Raw genomic sequence first — 17,447 nt, 5'->3', positions numbered from 1 at the left:
CATCCCCCCTTAGTTGTAATGAATCTTTTTATCCATACCAAAAAACTGAAAAGCAGCGACTAACAAGAGCAGCACGACCATGACAATCGTTAACGCCGAAGCCATTCCTTGATCCCAGAAAGAAAACGCCGTCTCGTATATGTAGTACAGCAAAAGATTGCTGGCATTATCCGGCCCGCCTTTGGTCATGATCACCAAATGGTCTACCAGCTTGAAAGAGTTGGTGAAGGCGATAATACTGACAAACATCGTCGTTGGCATAAGCAGTGGAAATGTAATGCGGCGAAAAACCGTCCACGACGATGCCCCTTCCATGGAGGCGGATTCGTATAGCTCCTGTGAAATGTTTTGCAGCCCCGCCAAATAAAAGATCATGAAATAGCCCGCTTCCTTCCAAATGACCATGAAGATCATCGCCCACATCACATTTTTCTGATCGCCGAGCCAGTTCATGTCGCCTTTTCCGAACCACTCCATCACATGACTAAGCGCTCCGTACTCCGGTGTGTAAATAAACAGCCAGATGTTCGCCACTGCAATCATCGGAACAACTGTCGGGTAAAAATAAGCCGTGCGGATAAAGCTCTTCCCTCGTAATGCCTTGTTGGCGAACAGAGCCATACCCAGCGCGAGAGCCACACTCGTCGGCACCGTTCCGATGGCAAACCAGATATTATTGGTCAGCACCTTCCAAAACACTTCATCTTCCACCATTTGTTTATAATTATCTATCCCGTTAAAAAACGGCTCTGGAGAACCCAGATCCGCTTGATGAAAACTGAGTATGAACGTTTGTATAACCGGATAGAAGGTAAACAGCAGCAGGAAGATGAGGGAGGGAAGGAGCAAGAGCCAGGCGTACATGTTCACTTTCCATTTTGCGCGTAGTTCCCCCATTGTCGCTCCCCCATTGCCTTGCTTGATTTATTTATTGAACGGCGCCAGCATCTTGTCCGCTTCTTCCTGCGCTTTTTTCAATGCTTCCGCAGGCTCGGATTGACCCGTGATCACGGATTGCAGCGTGTCGTTCAAGAGCTTTGTCACTTTGCCGTTATTGTGTGTAGACAGCTCAGCATGTCCGTATTCCAGCTGGTCGCGCGCCACCGCTGCTGCCGGGAAGTCCTTGACGTATTGCTTCATCGTCTCTTCTTCGTAAGCAGATTTGCGTGTCGCAACATAACCCGTATCGACACTCCACTGAGCAGCGCGCTTAGGCTCGGTCATAAAGCGAATGAACTTCCATGCCGCTGCCTGTTTCTTTTCATCCGTTCCTTTAAACATGTAGAAGTTTCCGCCACCTGTCGGGCTGCCGTAGTTCTTTTTCGCTGGCAAAAACGCTACGCCAAAATCAAACTTCGCGCTTTTCTTCACGTTCGTCAGGTTGCCTGTCGTATGGAACATCATCGCCGTTTTGCCTTCCAAGAAATCCGAAGGTACAGTCGCCCACTCGTTGACGCCTTCAGGCATGACTTGATGCTTTTTGGACAAATCTACCCAAAATTGCAGAGCTTCTACATTTTCTGGCGTATCCAGGAACACTTTTTTCCCATCTTCGGACATCAAGTTCTTGCCGTTTTGCAAGGCTAGAGCTTGGAACATCCAATACGTGAAGCTCGAGGAAGGAATCTCGACGCCGTAGCGTCCGTCCTTTTTCAATTTGGCTGCGTACGAAACCAGCTCGTCCCAGGATGTCGGCGGTTTTTCTGGATCAAGGCCGACTTCCTTGAACGCGTCCTTGTTGTAATAGAGCACGATGGTGCTGCGCTGGAATGGAATGCTGTATGTCTTGCCGTCTACTTGGGAATTCGCCAAGAAGCCCGGGAAGAAATCATTTACGTATTCGCTGCCGCCATCCTTGGCAATGAAGTCGTCCAACGGCAGGATTGCATCCATGTCCATCATCGTATGCAGCTCAGTGGAGAGCATCACCGCTACATCGGGAGGAGTTTTGCCCTGTACAGCCGCCTGTACTTTTGTCGTTGTATCCTGATAGCTGCCCGTATAGACTGGCTTGACTGTGATATCTGGATTTTCTTTGTTAAATTCCTCTGCCATTCCATCCACGATCTTGGTCAATGGTCCGCCAACTGCAACCGGATAATAGAAGGACAGCTCTGTTCTGCCTGATGAATTGGCTCCTTGCGCCGCGTTGTTCGTGGACGAAGAATTGCCACTGGAGCAACCTGTGATCAGACTTATACCCATGACGACCGCAAACAAGCTTTTGACAACTTTACGCATCGCAGTACCTCTCCCTTTTCTTTTCTCAATTGGTCGTAACCGCTAGATTTTTTCCGGTTTCTCCATCAAACACGTTCACCTGAGCTGGATCAAAATGAACATGCATGGTTTCGCCTCTTTTGCAGTGCCATTGCCCGTTCCATTTGGCTTTCCACAGCTTGTCTCCCACGGTGAATTCCACAATGGTCTCAGAACCGAGAATCTCTACTCCCTGTACAGTGACAGGGAACTGGCAGGAAGCATCGACAGATTGCCCTTCAAGGGCGGGCTGCAATGACTCTGGACGCAGACCGAGAACGACCGGGGTCTGGTCCTTGCTACCGTGAAACATAGGAAGCGGCAAAAAATGCTGACCTGCCACCTCGATCCCTGCCTGATCTCCTGCCCGCCAAATGGCAGGTACCGTATTCATCGGGGGTGCCCCCGTGAACTCCGCCACGAACAAATTCGCTGGATGGTTGTAGACGTCGAGCGGCTTTCCGACTTGCTGGACCTCTCCGTCGCGCAGGACCATCATGCGGTCTGCCATCGTCATCGCTTCCACCTGATCGTGCGTAACGTAAATCATCGTGATGCCCAGCTCTTGCTGCAAGCGACGGATTTCCGTACGCATGTGCCCGCGCAGCTTGGCATCCAGATTGGATAACGGCTCGTCCATCAGGCAGATAGGGTGCTGACTGACGATAGCCCGTCCGAGTGCAACACGCTGTCGTTGTCCCCCGGATAATTCCTTCGGCTTGCGCTGCAAAAGATGCGCGATGCCCAGCATCTCTGCTACACGCTCCAACCGCTTGCCTTGCTCTGCTTTGTCTACTTTTCGAACCTGCAAGCCAAACAAAATATTATCTTTTACCGTCAAATGCGGATAAAGTGCGTAATTTTGAAACACCATGGAGATGTTTCGCCCGCTCGGAGGGACTTGGTTCATCGGCTTGCCGCCAATCAACAGCTCTCCCGTGCTGATCTCCTCCAGCCCGGCAATCATGCGCAGTGTGGTTGATTTCCCACAACCAGAAGGCCCTACCAGCACGAAAAATTCTCCTGGCAGAATACGAGCGCTCACTTCATTGACTACCTTCTGGCCTCCATACATCTTGGAAATGCGCCGCAATTCCACTTCAGCCACGACTTTCCCCCCTGAACCTCTCGCTGTTTTTTACGTATCACTCGACTATAACAATTGCTTACTAAGGTAATATTTGGGTATTGTAAAGTTTTTGTGCATAGTCGGTAATAATCCCGCCGACTCCCGCCTCGGTTGCCCGCTTCATATCTGCTTCCTCGTTAACGGTATACACGGTCAAAATGATTCCCCGATGCTTGGCGAAACGGATTAGCTCTGGCGTCACAATCTGATGGTTGATAAAGTATTGGGCATTCAGTTGAACCGCGTCTGTTACCTGCTTTTCGGCATACTGTTCCAGCTGTTCCTTTGGCTTGGTCCCGCTCAAGGTAAAGCCCAGTCCCAATTCCGGATTGAGCTTGGCGAAACGCTCCAATACTTCTGAGCTAAAGCTGCTGACAATTACATCTTCAACCATGTCGTGCTCCTTGATAGCCTTCGCCATTTCCTTTTCGTACCCAATCCCCTTTGCTTCCAGAATGAGCACCGCTTTGCCCTTTGCCGCTTCCAGCAATTCATCCATGGTAGGAATAACAGCATCCGTAATCTCAGGCTGATACCAGGAAGGATTTGCTGGATCGAGCTTGTTCGCGTTCAATTCGCGCAGTTCCTTCAGCGTGAAATCCTTTACCTTCCCTGTCCCGTTGGTGGTGCGTTCCAGATCAAAATCGTGGATCAGGACAAGGTGGCCATCCTTTGTTTTGTGGACGTCTGTCTCGATAATTTCCACACCCAGCTCCATTGCTTCTTCAAAGGCGTACATCGTGTTTTCTGGCTTTAAAGAAGGGATACCTCGATGCGCCATGACCATCGGAGGTTGCGTGATGCTTTTCTCTGGGTAAGCAGCAAGCAGCTCATGCACCTCTTTTGGATCGTGTGAGACAACCCCCGCCACCCCTATCTCGATCATTTCACTCGCTTGGCTCTTATTCGCCCGATCAATTCCCCACACGGACAACCCGCGATTGCGGAAGTAGCGAATGACCTCCTCCGTCATCGCAGTTTGCGAGAGGACGATCACATTGGAACGACTGCTCCTGGCTGAACGTACGAGTTCCTTTTGCTTCTTTTCGTTCAGCTTGCCGTCGATATACACCAGGGCACCACGGTATTCATTGTTTTTCTCCCGCATTTCTTGGACGATTTCCGGTCGGGAAGACACAATGTGCACATCAGTGAGGTTCTCTTTCTGTAGCAGACGATCGACCTCCGCTACCAATTTTTTGTCTTCGATATGAATCACCGGGATCGCCTTGCCCTTGATCTGATCCAATACCTCGTCCAAAGATGTGCCGTCCTGGGTGACGACTCCGTTCTTACCGGATTTTTTCACCGGAATAAAAATGGAAGACGCTTCTGCTTCCAAAATCGCATCAATCTCGGACTTCTTGTCGTACATGGCAATCACCGTCGGAGGAAGGACAATTCCCGTCTTAGGTTCAGGGACAATCAGCACGTCGTCTTTCAGATCAGAGACTGGAATCTTGTCTTTTTGGGCATTCGGTCCAAACAACAGCTCACCAGGGGTAGGCTTGGGTTGATCGACAAAATCTTTAGATGCGTCATTCGTATCCCTTTCCGTCAGGCGTTCCATCGAGTGTCCGCCAGCTACTCCCGGATGAGAGGTGACTCCCGGAACCTTCGCATCCATGTAAGCCATCGAATCCACCACATTGTACTCAGGGTCCATCAGAATGACGTGGTCACCGCCATTGGCCAAATAAATGCTGCCTGTCGCCCAATCCGTCGGCAACAGCTCAGGGACGTCCTCCATAGAATCAAACAATTCAAAATCAGGCGTGACGCCATGGCGTTCCACGATACCGTCGGCATAGCGGGAGATGACAATCGTCTGGAAAGGCTCAATCAGGGTGCCTTCCGGAAACGCATGCATCCCTTCATTTCCTCCACGCTTTTCCTCATCGCCGATCATGTATCCACTCAAATCAATCGAATCGTTGGAGATATTGGTGATTTCGATAAACTCGCCTGTGCTTTCATCAAAAAGGGGATCATTGACAACTTCTGTAATGAGCAAGGTTTTGCTCACCGCGCTTTGCGCCATCACGGACGGCATACTGCCTGTCACCAGACTTGCTGCCATTAGTGACCACAACCACTTTTTGCTGCTCTTTCCCAACTCCATCTCCCATGCCTCCTCGTTTTCCTACTCGACTTGCACCATGGCTTCCATCGTCGGAAGGATGTAATCTGGCTGAATCTCTGTGGCTTCCAGTTCGCGGCTGGTTGTCACACCTGTCATTACCAGCGCCGTTCTCATGCCGCTGTTTTTCCCAAGTAAAATGTCTGTTTCCAAACGGTCGCCCACCATGACGCATCTCTCTGGCTGTACTTGAAGCTGTTGAAAAACCTGCTCGGCGTAGTACCGGGACGGCTTGCCAGTCATCGCCCAGACAGAAGCTCCACCAGCTGTTTCAATCGCTCTCGCCAACGCCCATGTATCAGGAATCGCACCCCCTGGCACCGGACATACCGGATCGGGGTTCGCTACGATCAGGTGGGCTCTCTTTCGCACAGCGTCAGCGGCCTGTTGCAGCTTTTCATACGTAAATCCACGGTCCATTCCAACCAATACATGCGTAGCTTCCTCCGCATCTTGCACCTGCTTTATATGAAAGCTCGCAATCTCTTCCTCCAATGCAGGCTCCCCAACGATCAGGACACGCGCTTGCCCCGCATTTTCTTGAAGATACAATCCCGCCGCATAGGCTGCCGTCATGATTTCTTCCCGCCGGGCAATCAATCCGAGCTTCTGGAGGCGAGTTTGACAAGCTGTTCTTGTCTGTACCGTCGTATTGGTCAAAAACATGATTTTCTTCTGCTTCTCCCGCAGCGTGGCAAGTGTCTTTTCCACCCCAGGAAGCAGTTCATTCCCGAGAAAAATTGTTCCATCCAAGTCAAAAAAATACGCATCGTATCTATCTGTATCTAGCAAATCCCCTACTCGCTCCTTTCATCGAAAACACAAAAAGCCCTCATACACGGCAATAGCACAAAGAAACAAACCGAAAGAACGGTCTTTTTCAAATCTATTGCTGTATGAGGGCTTTCTCCACGTCTCGACCCACTTACAGACGTTATTCATTTAGTTGATAGCTCGATCATAACAGGTCATTGTTAAGGGATTGTTGAGCTACTTTTGGTTTTATGTGAACAACGCCAAAACTAACCAGTGATTGTTAGCCAAAAAAAGATTGCAAACTGTTTAAGAAAGAGTAAAATTCTTTGTGGATGATAATGATATTCATTATCGACATATAACCATATAATTATGCACTCATATTAGATGAAGGGATGTCTTTTCATGATTCAAAAATGGAGTTATCCACTCGCCGCAGTGATTCTCGGTTCCTCCTTGCTCGCCGCTTGCGGAAACGCACAAACACAAACCGAGGAGAAAAAACCAGAAGCCACGCAGCCTGACAAGCCTGCTGCTGATCAGTCCGCAACAGCGAGCACTGCTCCTGCTGCTTCTCCTGAGCTGCAAGCCTCTATCGATCAATACCGAAAATGGGTCGTTGACCAAACCGACCAATTCGTAAAAGCAACAGAAAGCTTTACCACCGCCGTCAAAGCAGGCGATATGGAGAAAGCGAAAAAAGAGTATGCTCCAGCCCGTGCTTACTTTGAGAGAATCGAGCCTATTGCGGAATCTCTCGGCGATTTTGACCCGTGGATCGATGCCCGCGAAGGCGATGTGCCTGATAACGAATGGCGCGGCTATCACAAATTGGAGAAAGCACTCTGGGAAACCAAATCGGTTGCTGACCAAGGAAAAGTAGCGGATCAACTGCTGCAAGATGTGAAGCAGCTCCGCGTGAAAGTAGAGAGCGTCGAAATTGATGTGCCTATGCTGGTAACCGGTGCGGTTGAGCTCTTGAACGAGGTATCGACGAGCAAGGTGACTGGTGAGGAAGAACGCTATTCCCATAACGACTTGTACGATTTCGCTGCGAACGTAGAAGGCGCTCACGAAATTTACAAAGTATTGAAGCCTGCTGTTACGGCAAAAGACTCTGCTCTTGCCAGTGAAATTGAAGCTCGCTTTGCTGATTTGGACAAAGCCCTCGCACCTTACCGCAAAGGCGACGGCTATGTGCTGTACACCGAATTGAAAGAAGACCAAGTGAAAAAGCTGAGTCAGTCCCTCGATGCATTGGCTGAGCCATTGTCCAAAATGGGTAAGATCGTAGGAGGCTAACAAGATGAATGACAAGCATCTCGCAAACACCACAGCGAACAAAATCACACGTCGAGAAGCTTTGAAGTTGGCTGGGGTCGGAGGGATTGGACTGCTGTTGGGGGCGACTGGGGTTAATAGCCTTTTGCCCTCTCCTCCTAAAAATGAGCAGACGAGTGCCACTCCGACCGGTGCAGATGAGGTCATTCCCTTTTATGGCAAGCATCAGTCCGGAATCATTACACCTATGCAGGATTTTATCTGCATGGGTGCTTTTGATTTGACGACGACCTCGCTAGGGGATGTCCGCAGCTTGTTTCAAAGCTGGACACAGGCAGCAGCACGCATGACTGCCGGCAAAAACGTCGATGAGGAGAGCGATAACGCCCTTCTTCCTCCTGTCGACACGGGAGAAGCCATGGGCCTGCGCCCAATGAAATTGACGATCACATTTGGGCTTGGCGCTTCTTTCTTCGACGAGCGCTTTGGTCTGGCATCCAAACGCCCAGCTCCTTTGGTCGATTTACCTCGCTTCAACAGCGATGAAATGCGAAAGGAATGGTCGGGTGGCGATATTGTCGTGCAGGTCTGCGCCAACGATCCACAGGTCGCCTTCCATGCCCTGCGGAATTTGGCCCGGATCGCTCGAGGAAAAGCTGTCCTCCACTGGCTACAGGAAGGCTTCCAGCGTACCAGCGCATCCGACCCGACTGGTTCCACACCACGGAATCTGATGGGCTTTAAGGATGGCACGAACAATCCGCAGGTAAACGATCCCGCTACCGCAAATGAAGTCGTCTGGGCTCACACTGCTGAAAGTCCCGCGTGGATGGCAGGCGGAAGCTACATGGTTATGCGTCGAATCCGCATGCGGATCGAGGTGTGGGATCGCTCCTCCCTCACCGATCAGGAGAATACATTTGGTCGTCATCGTTTAACCGGAGCGCCTCTTGGCAAAGCAAATGAGTTCGACGAGCTGGAGCTAGATCGACAGGATGCCAAGGGCAAACCCGTTATTCCTGTCGATTCCCATGTCGCCTTGGCCCATATGGAGGGTAAGGTGAAAATTTTGCGGCGTGGATACTCTTATTCGAGTGGAATGGATCTCAAGACTGGTCAGCTCGATGCTGGGCTTTTGTTCATTTGCTTCAATCGTGATCCGCGCAAGCAGTTTATTCCGATGCAACAAAAGCTCGCATCTGTCGACCTGCTCAATGAATATATCACCCATGTTGGCAGTGGTTTGTACGCCTGTCTACCTGGTGCAAGTGAGGGCGGATACATCGGGGACACACTATTTTAACCAACTACCTGGGATGGAGTGAACACCTTGAAACGCTATCTGTTTATCCTTTGTACATGCATGCTGCTATGGACATCTGCTCTGTCTGCCGCTGTAGCCGCGCCGCTGGTGCCAGAGCAGCTCAAGCAAATGATCGCCCTCTCTAGCGATGCGTTGATTAGCACGGGAGATAACAACTGGGAAGAAGCAACCAAAGCGGTCAGCGGCATAAAGACCATCTGGGAGAGCAATTCGGAAGAGACCTCCGCAGATGCCCAAGCGCTGACACAAGCACTCGCGGAAGCAGAGCAAGCCCTTGCCCAAGCGAAGGCGAATCCTGACACTGCAAAATCAGCCATCTCCAATCTGGCAAAAGCGACGGATCGTTACGTCTCGTCCAAAGAAGAAGGCGGTCAGCCAAAAGAACGCACACACAAGCAAATTGCGGCACTGCTACCGCTCTTGCAAAACAGCATGACAGCCATCACGGAAGGCGATCTGACGAAAGCCAAGCAATCGTACAACAGCTTCGTCACCGGCTGGTACAAGGCGGAGGGTCTTGTTCGAGCGGAAAATGCCGCAGTTTACGGAGATATGGAAATCAAAATCAGCGGCGCGCGCATTGCCCTGAACACAGAACCACCCGATCCTAAAAAGAGCGCAGAGAAAGTACAGGCACTCATTACTGCGGTGGACAATTATTTGGCAGGAAAGGCAGTCCAACAGGCCGCTGGGAATCCTTCCTCCGAGCAGCCCACCATCTCGTCTCTACTGGTACTCCTTGCATCGGTAGAAACAGATATCGCCAACCAGGATGCAACTGCTGCTTCGGACAAAATGGAGACCTTTATCACCTCTTGGCCCTCTGTTGAAGGTGTAGTCATGACCAAATCGCCTGCTACCTACAGCAGTATCGAAGCCAAGATGGTCGCCATCCCGACACTCATCCTGTCCAATCCCCCGCAATGGGAAAAGGCGACAGCAAATCTTGCGGAAATGAAGACAGAGCTTGCGCCATTTGCGACAGCGTCCTCGTACACCGCTTGGGATGCGGGACTCATCTTGTTCCGCGAAGGACTGGAGGCTATCTTGATCATCGTCTCTCTGCTTACTGTCCTGAACAAGTCAGGCAATGCCGACAAGCGCAAATGGATCTGGTCTGGGTCAGTTGCCGGAATCGTAGTTTCCGCCATTCTTGCCGTCATCCTCAGTGTCGTTTTCTCCAACCTTTCCACAGGCAATTCACGAGAAACGATTGAGGGAGTAACTGGACTCATTGCCGTCTTCTTTATGGTGACGATCGGGGCCTGGTTGCATAAGAAGTCCAATTTGCAAGCATGGAATCAGTTTGTCGAGAAATCTATCGGTTCTTCTTTGGCAACAGGAGCTCTGTGGTCACTCTCATTCACCGCCTTTCTCGCTGTCGCCCGCGAAGGGGCAGAAACGATTATCTTTTATATGGGAATGGCCGCTACAATCTCCATGACAGACCTGGCGATCGGCATTTTGAGCGCGCTTGTCGTCTTGGCCGTGATTGGCTTTGTCATCATCAAGCTCAGTGCACGCATTCCGGTTCGTCCGTTCTTTTTTGTAGCCAGTCTCCTGCTCTACTATATGGCGTTTAAATTCATCGGCGTCAGCATCCACGCTTTGCAGGTGACCGGTAGCTTATCTGCACACAGCAGCGATTACTTGTTGTATGCACCGACTCTCGGCATTTACGCGAGCTGGGAAACGACGATCCCGCAATTGATCATACTCGTGATCGTTCTTTTCAATTTGTTCCTGTACTCACGGAAAAAAGCAGCAACTCCTATTTCTCGAGTGAACTAAAAAGAGAAAACCTGAAAAAACGCAGCTCGTTTATGAGGGCTGCGTTTTCTTGTAAACCTCGATATTATTTTTGGGAATCATTCTTTCTCGCAAGTTCACATTTTTTCTGTTATCCTTAAATTTTTATGGGCGAAGTTATGTTACCATATTACAGGTGTAACCTTCTTTTTACATTTTCCGTCATTAGAAGGTACAAGATTCGATATTAGGATAGGGGTTAGATATGGGGGCAACATCAAATTCTGTTAAAGTTGACGTCAAAACAACGCCACGCGTTCGACAAAATATGGTCTACCTATTAGTAAAGCAGCTTCGTCCACATCAATGGACGAAAAACTTGCTTGTCTTTGCTGCCTTGCTATTTTCCTTGCACAAAGTAAGTCCGGATGTCATTGGAAAATCAGTGCTGGCCTTCCTGCTGTTTTGTTTTGTATCCGGCTGTGTCTACATCCTCAATGATTTTGTCGATATCAAAAATGACCGAAATCACCCGGAAAAACAGTTCCGGCCCATGGCTTCTGGTGCATTGCCGCCAGCCCTCGCATTAGCATTCGGTGTGTTTTTGCTGCTAGGTTCCCTGTTTAGTGCTTATTACTTTGACCGATTATTCGCGCTCGTACTGTTGGTTTACTTTGTGCTTAATGTCGCTTACTCGTTGAAGCTGAAGCATGTAGTCATTCTGGACGTCATGATTATCTCAGCCGGTTTTGTTTTGCGTGCCATTGGTGGAAGTCTAATGATCCAAACGCCGTTCACGCCGTGGTTTTTGCTCTGTACGATGCTGCTTGCGCTGTTTTTGGCCATCAGCAAACGTCGCCACGAGCTGATTTTGTTGCAGCAGGATAAAGGAACGCATCGCAAAGTGCTCGACAGTTATTCGTCCGAATTGTTGAATCAGTTGAATACGATTGTGACAACCATGACAATCATCAGCTATTCCTTGTTCACTTTTACGTCAGGACGCACGATTCACTTGATGTGGACCATTCCGCTCGTGATCTTTGGTATTTTCCGTTACCTGTATTTGATCACCGTCGCAGGGCAGGGCGGCAGTCCGGAAAAAGTTTTGTTGCAGGACAAGCCGATTCTCATTACGGTGTTCCTGTATGTCGTCATGGTGGCCGGGATTATTTACGTATTTGAATTTAAATAAGGAAGTGGAAGTTCAAAAAGTTGTCTTTTGATCACGAAGTAGTCTAGAAAGCTATTTCGACATCGAATATGGCGTTCACCTCCGAAGTCCGGTGCTCATGTAGATTCCCTACACTCCGCTCCTCCTTCGTTCGGTTCTCGCCATCTTCTCGGTGCTGAAAAGCCAACTTTTTGAACCTGTATTGTACATGAAGTTACTTGCACAGATAGGTTGTGGATCAGGCTATGCCATCAATTGTTCTCATCATCATTTCCGTGATCCTCAGTGCGTGTGGACAAGTTGCGATGAAGATGGGCGCGTCCTCGCTCACCAGCAATAATGACATGCTGCTACTGAAGTTCCTGCACTATTTCACGAACCTGCCAATTATGGTGGGACTTGCGCTTTACGGACTCTCTGCGTTTATCTGGATTGCTGCGCTGGAAAAGGTGCAGCTCTCCTATGCTTATCCCATGGCAGCACTCGGATACGTGTTGGTAGCTGTGCTGTCCTTCTTGATCTTCAACGAACCGTTGTCCCTTACACGTATTGCTGGTCTGGCGATTATCGTCGTGGGCGTCGTCGTCATTTCTCAGTCGTAATCATCACGTAGAGGAGTTTTCTCATGTTATATGCGGTAGCGCCGTTTATCGGCTGGATTGTGTCCGGAATAACCAAATTCTTGATTAATTACCTTCGCTTTGGGTCCCGGGCCAAAGAAATGGTCGGGAACGGCGGGTTTCCCAGCACGCACACAACCGTTATGGTGACCACTGTGTTTCTGATTGGCTTGCAGGAGGGCTTTACTCATCCGGCATTCGGGCTGGGCGTGGCTGTGACGTTTATTGTGATCATCGATGCGACTGGATTGCGCAGAGCGGTAGGAAAACATGCAGAGGCGCTCAACAAGCTCGCTAAGGTACATCCAGACGTGTTTCCCACCAAGCCTTTGCGTGAAAGCATGGGACATACCAGATGGGAAATTGCCGGGGGTCTGGTACTTGGGGTACTGCTTGCGACCGTGTTGCATCTGCTGGCAGCGAACCTCCCTAAGTTCATTGGCTAGTAGATTCGTAGACAGGAGATTATGTTCATGAATAACCGTACAGCTGCGTACTCGTTCCTGCTCGGGACGGCTTTGCTTTTGTTTATGGCTACGATTGTGCTTAGCACATCGGTTTTATTTTTGTTCGGCGTATCCGTGACGGCCGCCAGCTTTTGGATTGGCCTCGTTGCAGCTTTGGCTGCGATGGGCGCGATGGTGTCAGTCTTCGTAAGTTCACGTCGCCGAGCCTGGTTTTTCTCCCTTTTGGCTGGACTCGCGATTGTTTCAGGCATCAGCTACTTTATCAGCGCCAATACGTTTGATCTCTCTTTTGACGGACAAACGTATCATCAAGAAGCAATCGTAAAGATAACCAACGGCTGGAATCCGGTTCATGACCAGCCCATCCTCAAGCCTTCTGGTTCAAAAGAGGTGGAGGAGATGGATAATAGAGAGGTTCTCTCCGCCTTTCACCTGTGGATTAATCATTACGCCAAAGGTCCTTGGATGCTCGATGCCGTCATGTATAAACTGACTGGTCAAATTGAGGTCAGCAAAATATTTAACCTGTTGTTGATTGCATCGTCCTTTTTCCTGACACTCGCTGCCATCCGAACCGCTTTCCCAGAGAAAAAAGGGGCGGCGATTGCCTTCGCGTTGCTTGCGGCGTTCAATCCCGCAGTGATTACGCAATCGACTTCGTTCTATATTGACGGACAGCTTGGCTCACTCGTGCTCATCATCTGCGCTCTCGGCTATCTGCTGTATAAACGCTACCATGCTTGGACGCTACTGGCACTATGTGCAGCACTCATGCTGCTGGCGCAGATCAAATTCACGGCATTGGGGTACGCCGGATTGCTCGGCTTGGCTATTCTCGTGCTCTTCTTTTTCTACGATCGCCGTCAGCACATCAAAAGCATGCTCGTGTGGCTTTCAATTAGTCTTGTTATCACCGTAGTGGTTGTCGGGTACAATCCGTATGTCACCAACACTCTTGCGAAGGGCCATCCGTTTTATCCGTTGGCGGGCAAAGGTGCCGTTGATATCATGACCTCGAATAGCCCGCATGGTTTCAAAGACAATACCAACGTTGAAAATCTGGCTATCTCCTTATTTTCCAAATCGGAGAACATCGCAACACCCCATAGCCCTACATGGAAGGTGCCATTTACGGTCACCTTGAAAGAGCTCGCCGTGTTCTACTCTCCTGACGTGCGTGTAGCCGGATTCGGACCGCTTTTCGGAGGAGCTGTGATTGTTACATGCCTAATTCTCGTCGCCTTGCTTTTGGGGACTCATCGAAAAAAGGCGGCACCTTTCCTGTGGATCAGTCTGGCGCTCTTCGTGACCGTGCTCATTAATCCAGAAAGCTGGTGGGCGCGCTATGTTCCGCAGCTTTGGTTGATTCCACTCTTGATTGCGCTGGCAGTCTGGGATGTTCAGAAGAGCTTTTTCCGCCATGCGGGCAAGGTTCTGGTCGTCATTTTGCTCGCCAATATGGTATTGGTAAATGCTTCTCATATCATTGGACAGTCTGGCGCCAATGCATTAGTGAAAAAGCAGCTTAAAGAGATCAAAGCAAGCAACAAAACGCTGGTCGTTGACTTCCACCATTTCAATGCGGTGAAAGTACGTCTGCAAGAAGCTGGCATTCCTTTCGTCGAGCAAAAGCTGGATAAAGGTGAGGATGTCAAAGGATTTATGACTACGCGTGCGGTTTACTTGTTGAAATAAAAGATAGAAGGGGCGTCTCTCAGTCGGCAAATCGACTTTTGGGACAGCCCCTTTAATTGTTTTAGTGGGAGAGACACCAGCTTGCATGAGTAAAAAATTTACTTAATCGTTATTGGAAAACTATGGTAGAGTTTACTTGTATTGATTATCCGGAAGGGAGTGTGTATCATGCCTGTTGAAACATTCAAAGCAACTGCACATCTACAGAAGGGAATGGTTGTGAAGGCCAGTTCCAGAAATTTCGAGATAACAATCGATGAACCGAAAAGCTTGGGGGGAACCGATACTGGGATGAACCCGGTTGAGCTGGTACTCTCCGCATTAGGCGCCTGCCAATCTATCGTTGCCAGAGTATATGCCAGGAAGTTTAACGTTCAACTCGATGATTTTTGGGTGGAAGTTGAAGGCGATCTCGATACGGATGGCTTCATGAACAAATCTGATGTCCGACGCGGGTATTCCGAGATTCGATACACCTTTCATATCAAAACCGATGCTCCTAGAGAGCAAGTGGAGTCTTTTGTGGAATTTTTGGAACAGACATGCCCCGTTGGAGATACGATCGCGAATCCTGTTACGCTTAAGTTAAACGGAATTGTTATTGAAAAACCGAGTGAGATAAAGGCGAATAATTAAAATAAGGCTCCCAACTGGGAGCCTTTGTCGTCTTTTTGATTTTTACATAAATACAAAGTAAATAACTGCTGCCAGCACCAGGCGATAAATCGCAAAAGGTGTCAGCTTGATGCGGTTAATCAGCTTCAAGAAGAAGCGGATCGATAAAAGCGCAAATACAAACGCGCTAATAAAACCGACGACGAAAAACGGAATGCTGTCCATTGTAATCGCATCCCAACGCTTCAACAGCGACAAAAAGCTCGCGCCCGCCATGATCGGCACAGCCATAATAAACGTGAAGTCTGCCGCCGCCCGATGGCTCATGCCCAACAGTACGCCCCCGGAGATCGTGGAACCCGAACGGGAAAAGCCAGGCCACAGGGAGAAGCATTGAATAAGTCCGACCAGAAATGCCTGCTTGTACGTAATCTGATCAACCGACTCGATCTTGGGACGTCCTGGTCGGAACCAATCCGCAGCCAACATGAGCAAAGCGCCCAGCACCAGACCGATTACCACGGTCTTCGTCGAGAACAAATACTCATCGATGTAGTCGTCAAACAAAACACCCAGAATCCCCGCAGGAATCAAACCGACAATGACCGTAGCCAAATTCAGCCGAGGGCCTGCCGGAATCTCACGCTTACCAGCCAGTCTGTTGAGGCCGAGCAAGCTCATGAACCGATCCCACATCAAAACCACGACAGCCAGAATCGAGCCGAGCTGAATGACAATTTTGAAAGTGTTGGCCACTTCAGGTGAAAACAAATCTTTCGTTTGGAACAAGAAGTCATCCACGATGATCATGTGACCCGTAGAGGAAACAGGGGCAAACTCAGTCAAACCTTCTACTAGCCCCAGCACAATCGCAACAAAAGCTTCCCAGAGACCCAAAAATTCCACGCTCCTATGAATGAAGTCCAAAATCATATGTAGCAGCCGCCCTGTAAAAGAGCAGACTACCGCTTCTAGCATTATAACGTTCATCTCTGGTACAAAGTTACATCAACATAGAAAAACATTCTAGCAAATCCCGGATAGGTTGTCCCCACAGTGATAGCCATCATGCCTTTCTTGATTTATATTAACTCTGCAAGATGTGAATCCAAAGCCGCGTAGGCCGAAGCGTAGACTGGGAATTCGCTTCTTCCTTCCACTACACCCCCTACCGATTCACATATTGCAATGTCCCTTCCCCCATGTCACCAAGTCGCCAAAGCGCAATTTTCTCAATGCCCGCTTTCTTCGCAACTGCGACCCATTGAGACAGTGTTACTTCATCCGCATACCAAACCGTGTGCTTTTGGCCGTCCTCACCCATATAGTCGAAGTACAAACTTCCGCTAGCTTCATCCCGCTTTGGCGGCTCGATACTCGAGATGGAAAGGTCTGCTGCCTGCTTTTCCGTCACAGCCGTCACTTTTCCATCACTAGCCCAGTCAAATCCGCCCACAGATAGGGCCATGACCTTGTCACCCGGCACTTTTTGCATGCGATAGCCAAGCTCCTCAATAAATGCATGATCGGCTTTGGGACCTGGCTCTGTAGTCGTACCATACAAATTGTAAGCCATCATGACGTAGGTAGGACCTATTGGCAATGCCAAGTCTTCAATCGGCGCGCGCGGCTCCAACACGATTCGAAGCGACTTTCCCTCCTGCTCCATATGCTGATACAAGGTATGGATAAAAGTAAGGAAGTTGTCCCAGTCTTTCTCCTCAATTCTCTCATAATCGATTTCTAAACCATGAAAGCCATTCTGGATCACGGCATTCTTGATCTCCATAATGTGCTTGGTACGGCTTGCATCTGTCGCCATGAGCCGGCTGACAATCGACGGGTCCTTTTGAACCTGCGTACCATCACTGTTAAGACGATCATTCACAATGGTCAAATCGAGATCGACATAGCTGCCCTGCTTCGATGCGCCCTTGATCTCTGGCATCGCCTTGGTCATGCGATCTGTAAAGTGCAGCTTGTCATTTTCATCAAAATACGCCGCGAATACCTGCACACTGGACAAGCCATCCGTCATCCTGAGGAAATCCTCCAAACCGGCTTCCCATTGCCAGTCTACTACCCACGCTGACAGTTCCATCGTGTTGTTGGCTGCATCTACACTCTCCATGCTGTCGGTATCATTCCATTTCATCATGTACCATACGAGGATGACACACACTACTATCAGAAGAGCGGTCAAAATGATCGATCGTTTCTTGATGTTTGACACCTTAC

15 protein-coding genes are annotated in these 17,447 nt (G+C 49.4%); 8 read left to right on the top strand and 7 right to left on the bottom strand.

Going from position 1 to position 17,447, the window contains the following annotated elements; genetic code table 11:
- Positions 1-9 precede the first annotated feature (9 nt).
- From C7R91_RS22455 to C7R91_RS22435, 5 genes are all read right to left on the bottom strand, one after another.
- Entirely contained in the window at positions 10-897 is an 888-nt protein-coding gene (locus C7R91_RS22455; RefSeq protein WP_047070124.1) for a carbohydrate ABC transporter permease, read from the bottom strand.
- A 27-nt stretch (positions 898-924) separates the two neighbouring features.
- Complete coding sequence (locus tag C7R91_RS22450) at positions 925-2,241, bottom strand: ABC transporter substrate-binding protein (protein ID WP_047070126.1); 1,317 nt, start codon at positions 2,239-2,241, stop codon at positions 925-927.
- Positions 2,242-2,266: 25 nt separating this feature from the next.
- A complete protein-coding gene (locus tag C7R91_RS22445; protein ID WP_047070127.1) occupies positions 2,267-3,367 on the bottom strand; it encodes an ABC transporter ATP-binding protein in 1,101 nt (366 codons plus the stop codon).
- A gap of 61 nt (positions 3,368-3,428) precedes the next feature.
- Positions 3,429-5,510: a glycerophosphodiester phosphodiesterase family protein gene (locus C7R91_RS22440; RefSeq protein ID WP_047070128.1), complete on the bottom strand. Its 2,082-nt coding sequence runs from the start codon at positions 5,508-5,510 to the stop codon at positions 3,429-3,431.
- Positions 5,511-5,531: 21 nt separating this feature from the next.
- A complete protein-coding gene (locus tag C7R91_RS22435; RefSeq protein ID WP_047070129.1) occupies positions 5,532-6,320 on the bottom strand; it encodes an HAD-IIA family hydrolase in 789 nt (262 codons plus the stop codon).
- A 369-nt stretch (positions 6,321-6,689) separates the two neighbouring features.
- Between C7R91_RS22435 and efeO the strand changes: the two genes are divergently transcribed.
- The 8 genes from efeO (at position 6,690) to C7R91_RS22395 (ending at position 15,230) form a co-directional block, all read left to right on the top strand.
- Positions 6,690-7,586: an iron uptake system protein EfeO gene (efeO, locus tag C7R91_RS22430; protein ID WP_047070131.1), complete on the top strand. Its 897-nt coding sequence runs from the start codon at positions 6,690-6,692 to the stop codon at positions 7,584-7,586.
- A 4-nt stretch (positions 7,587-7,590) separates the two neighbouring features.
- Positions 7,591-8,868 (top strand): iron uptake transporter deferrochelatase/peroxidase subunit, encoded by a 1,278-nt coding sequence (gene efeB / locus C7R91_RS22425; protein WP_047070133.1) that lies wholly within the window; start codon positions 7,591-7,593, stop codon positions 8,866-8,868.
- Between the two features lie 27 nt (positions 8,869-8,895).
- Positions 8,896-10,680 carry an FTR1 family iron permease gene (locus C7R91_RS22420; RefSeq protein ID WP_047070135.1) on the top strand — a complete coding sequence of 595 codons (1,785 nt, stop codon included), beginning with the start codon at positions 8,896-8,898 and terminating at the stop codon, positions 10,678-10,680.
- Positions 10,681-10,903: 223 nt separating this feature from the next.
- Positions 10,904-11,833: a decaprenyl-phosphate phosphoribosyltransferase gene (locus tag C7R91_RS22415; RefSeq protein WP_047070136.1), complete on the top strand. Its 930-nt coding sequence runs from the start codon at positions 10,904-10,906 to the stop codon at positions 11,831-11,833.
- 224 nt (positions 11,834-12,057) lie between these two features.
- Positions 12,058-12,414 (top strand): SMR family transporter, encoded by a 357-nt coding sequence (locus C7R91_RS22410; protein ID WP_041749727.1) that lies wholly within the window; start codon positions 12,058-12,060, stop codon positions 12,412-12,414.
- Between the two features lie 23 nt (positions 12,415-12,437).
- Entirely contained in the window at positions 12,438-12,878 is a 441-nt protein-coding gene (locus C7R91_RS22405) for a divergent PAP2 family protein (RefSeq protein WP_047070138.1), read from the top strand.
- A gap of 27 nt (positions 12,879-12,905) precedes the next feature.
- Entirely contained in the window at positions 12,906-14,594 is a 1,689-nt protein-coding gene (locus tag C7R91_RS22400) for a membrane protein (protein WP_047070140.1), read from the top strand.
- A 168-nt stretch (positions 14,595-14,762) separates the two neighbouring features.
- The gene (locus C7R91_RS22395; RefSeq protein WP_047070141.1) at positions 14,763-15,230 is read left to right on the top strand and encodes an OsmC family protein; all 468 of its coding nucleotides are present in this window, start codon (positions 14,763-14,765) and stop codon (positions 15,228-15,230) included.
- A gap of 42 nt (positions 15,231-15,272) precedes the next feature.
- Here C7R91_RS22395 and C7R91_RS22390 read toward each other — a convergent pair whose 3' ends face one another.
- The gene (locus C7R91_RS22390; protein WP_047070341.1) at positions 15,273-16,106 is read right to left on the bottom strand and encodes an undecaprenyl-diphosphate phosphatase; all 834 of its coding nucleotides are present in this window, start codon (positions 16,104-16,106) and stop codon (positions 15,273-15,275) included.
- A 271-nt stretch (positions 16,107-16,377) separates the two neighbouring features.
- Entirely contained in the window at positions 16,378-17,442 is a 1,065-nt protein-coding gene (locus tag C7R91_RS22385) for a glycosyl hydrolase family 18 protein (RefSeq protein WP_047070143.1), read from the bottom strand.
- Between the last annotated feature and the right edge of the window lie 5 nt (positions 17,443-17,447).

Source organism: Brevibacillus formosus (assembly GCF_003013405.1).
GTDB lineage: Bacteria > Bacillota > Bacilli > Brevibacillales > Brevibacillaceae > Brevibacillus > Brevibacillus formosus.
The sequence above is the reverse complement of the archived record's forward strand: the minus strand, read 5'-3'. Positions and strand labels throughout refer to the sequence as shown.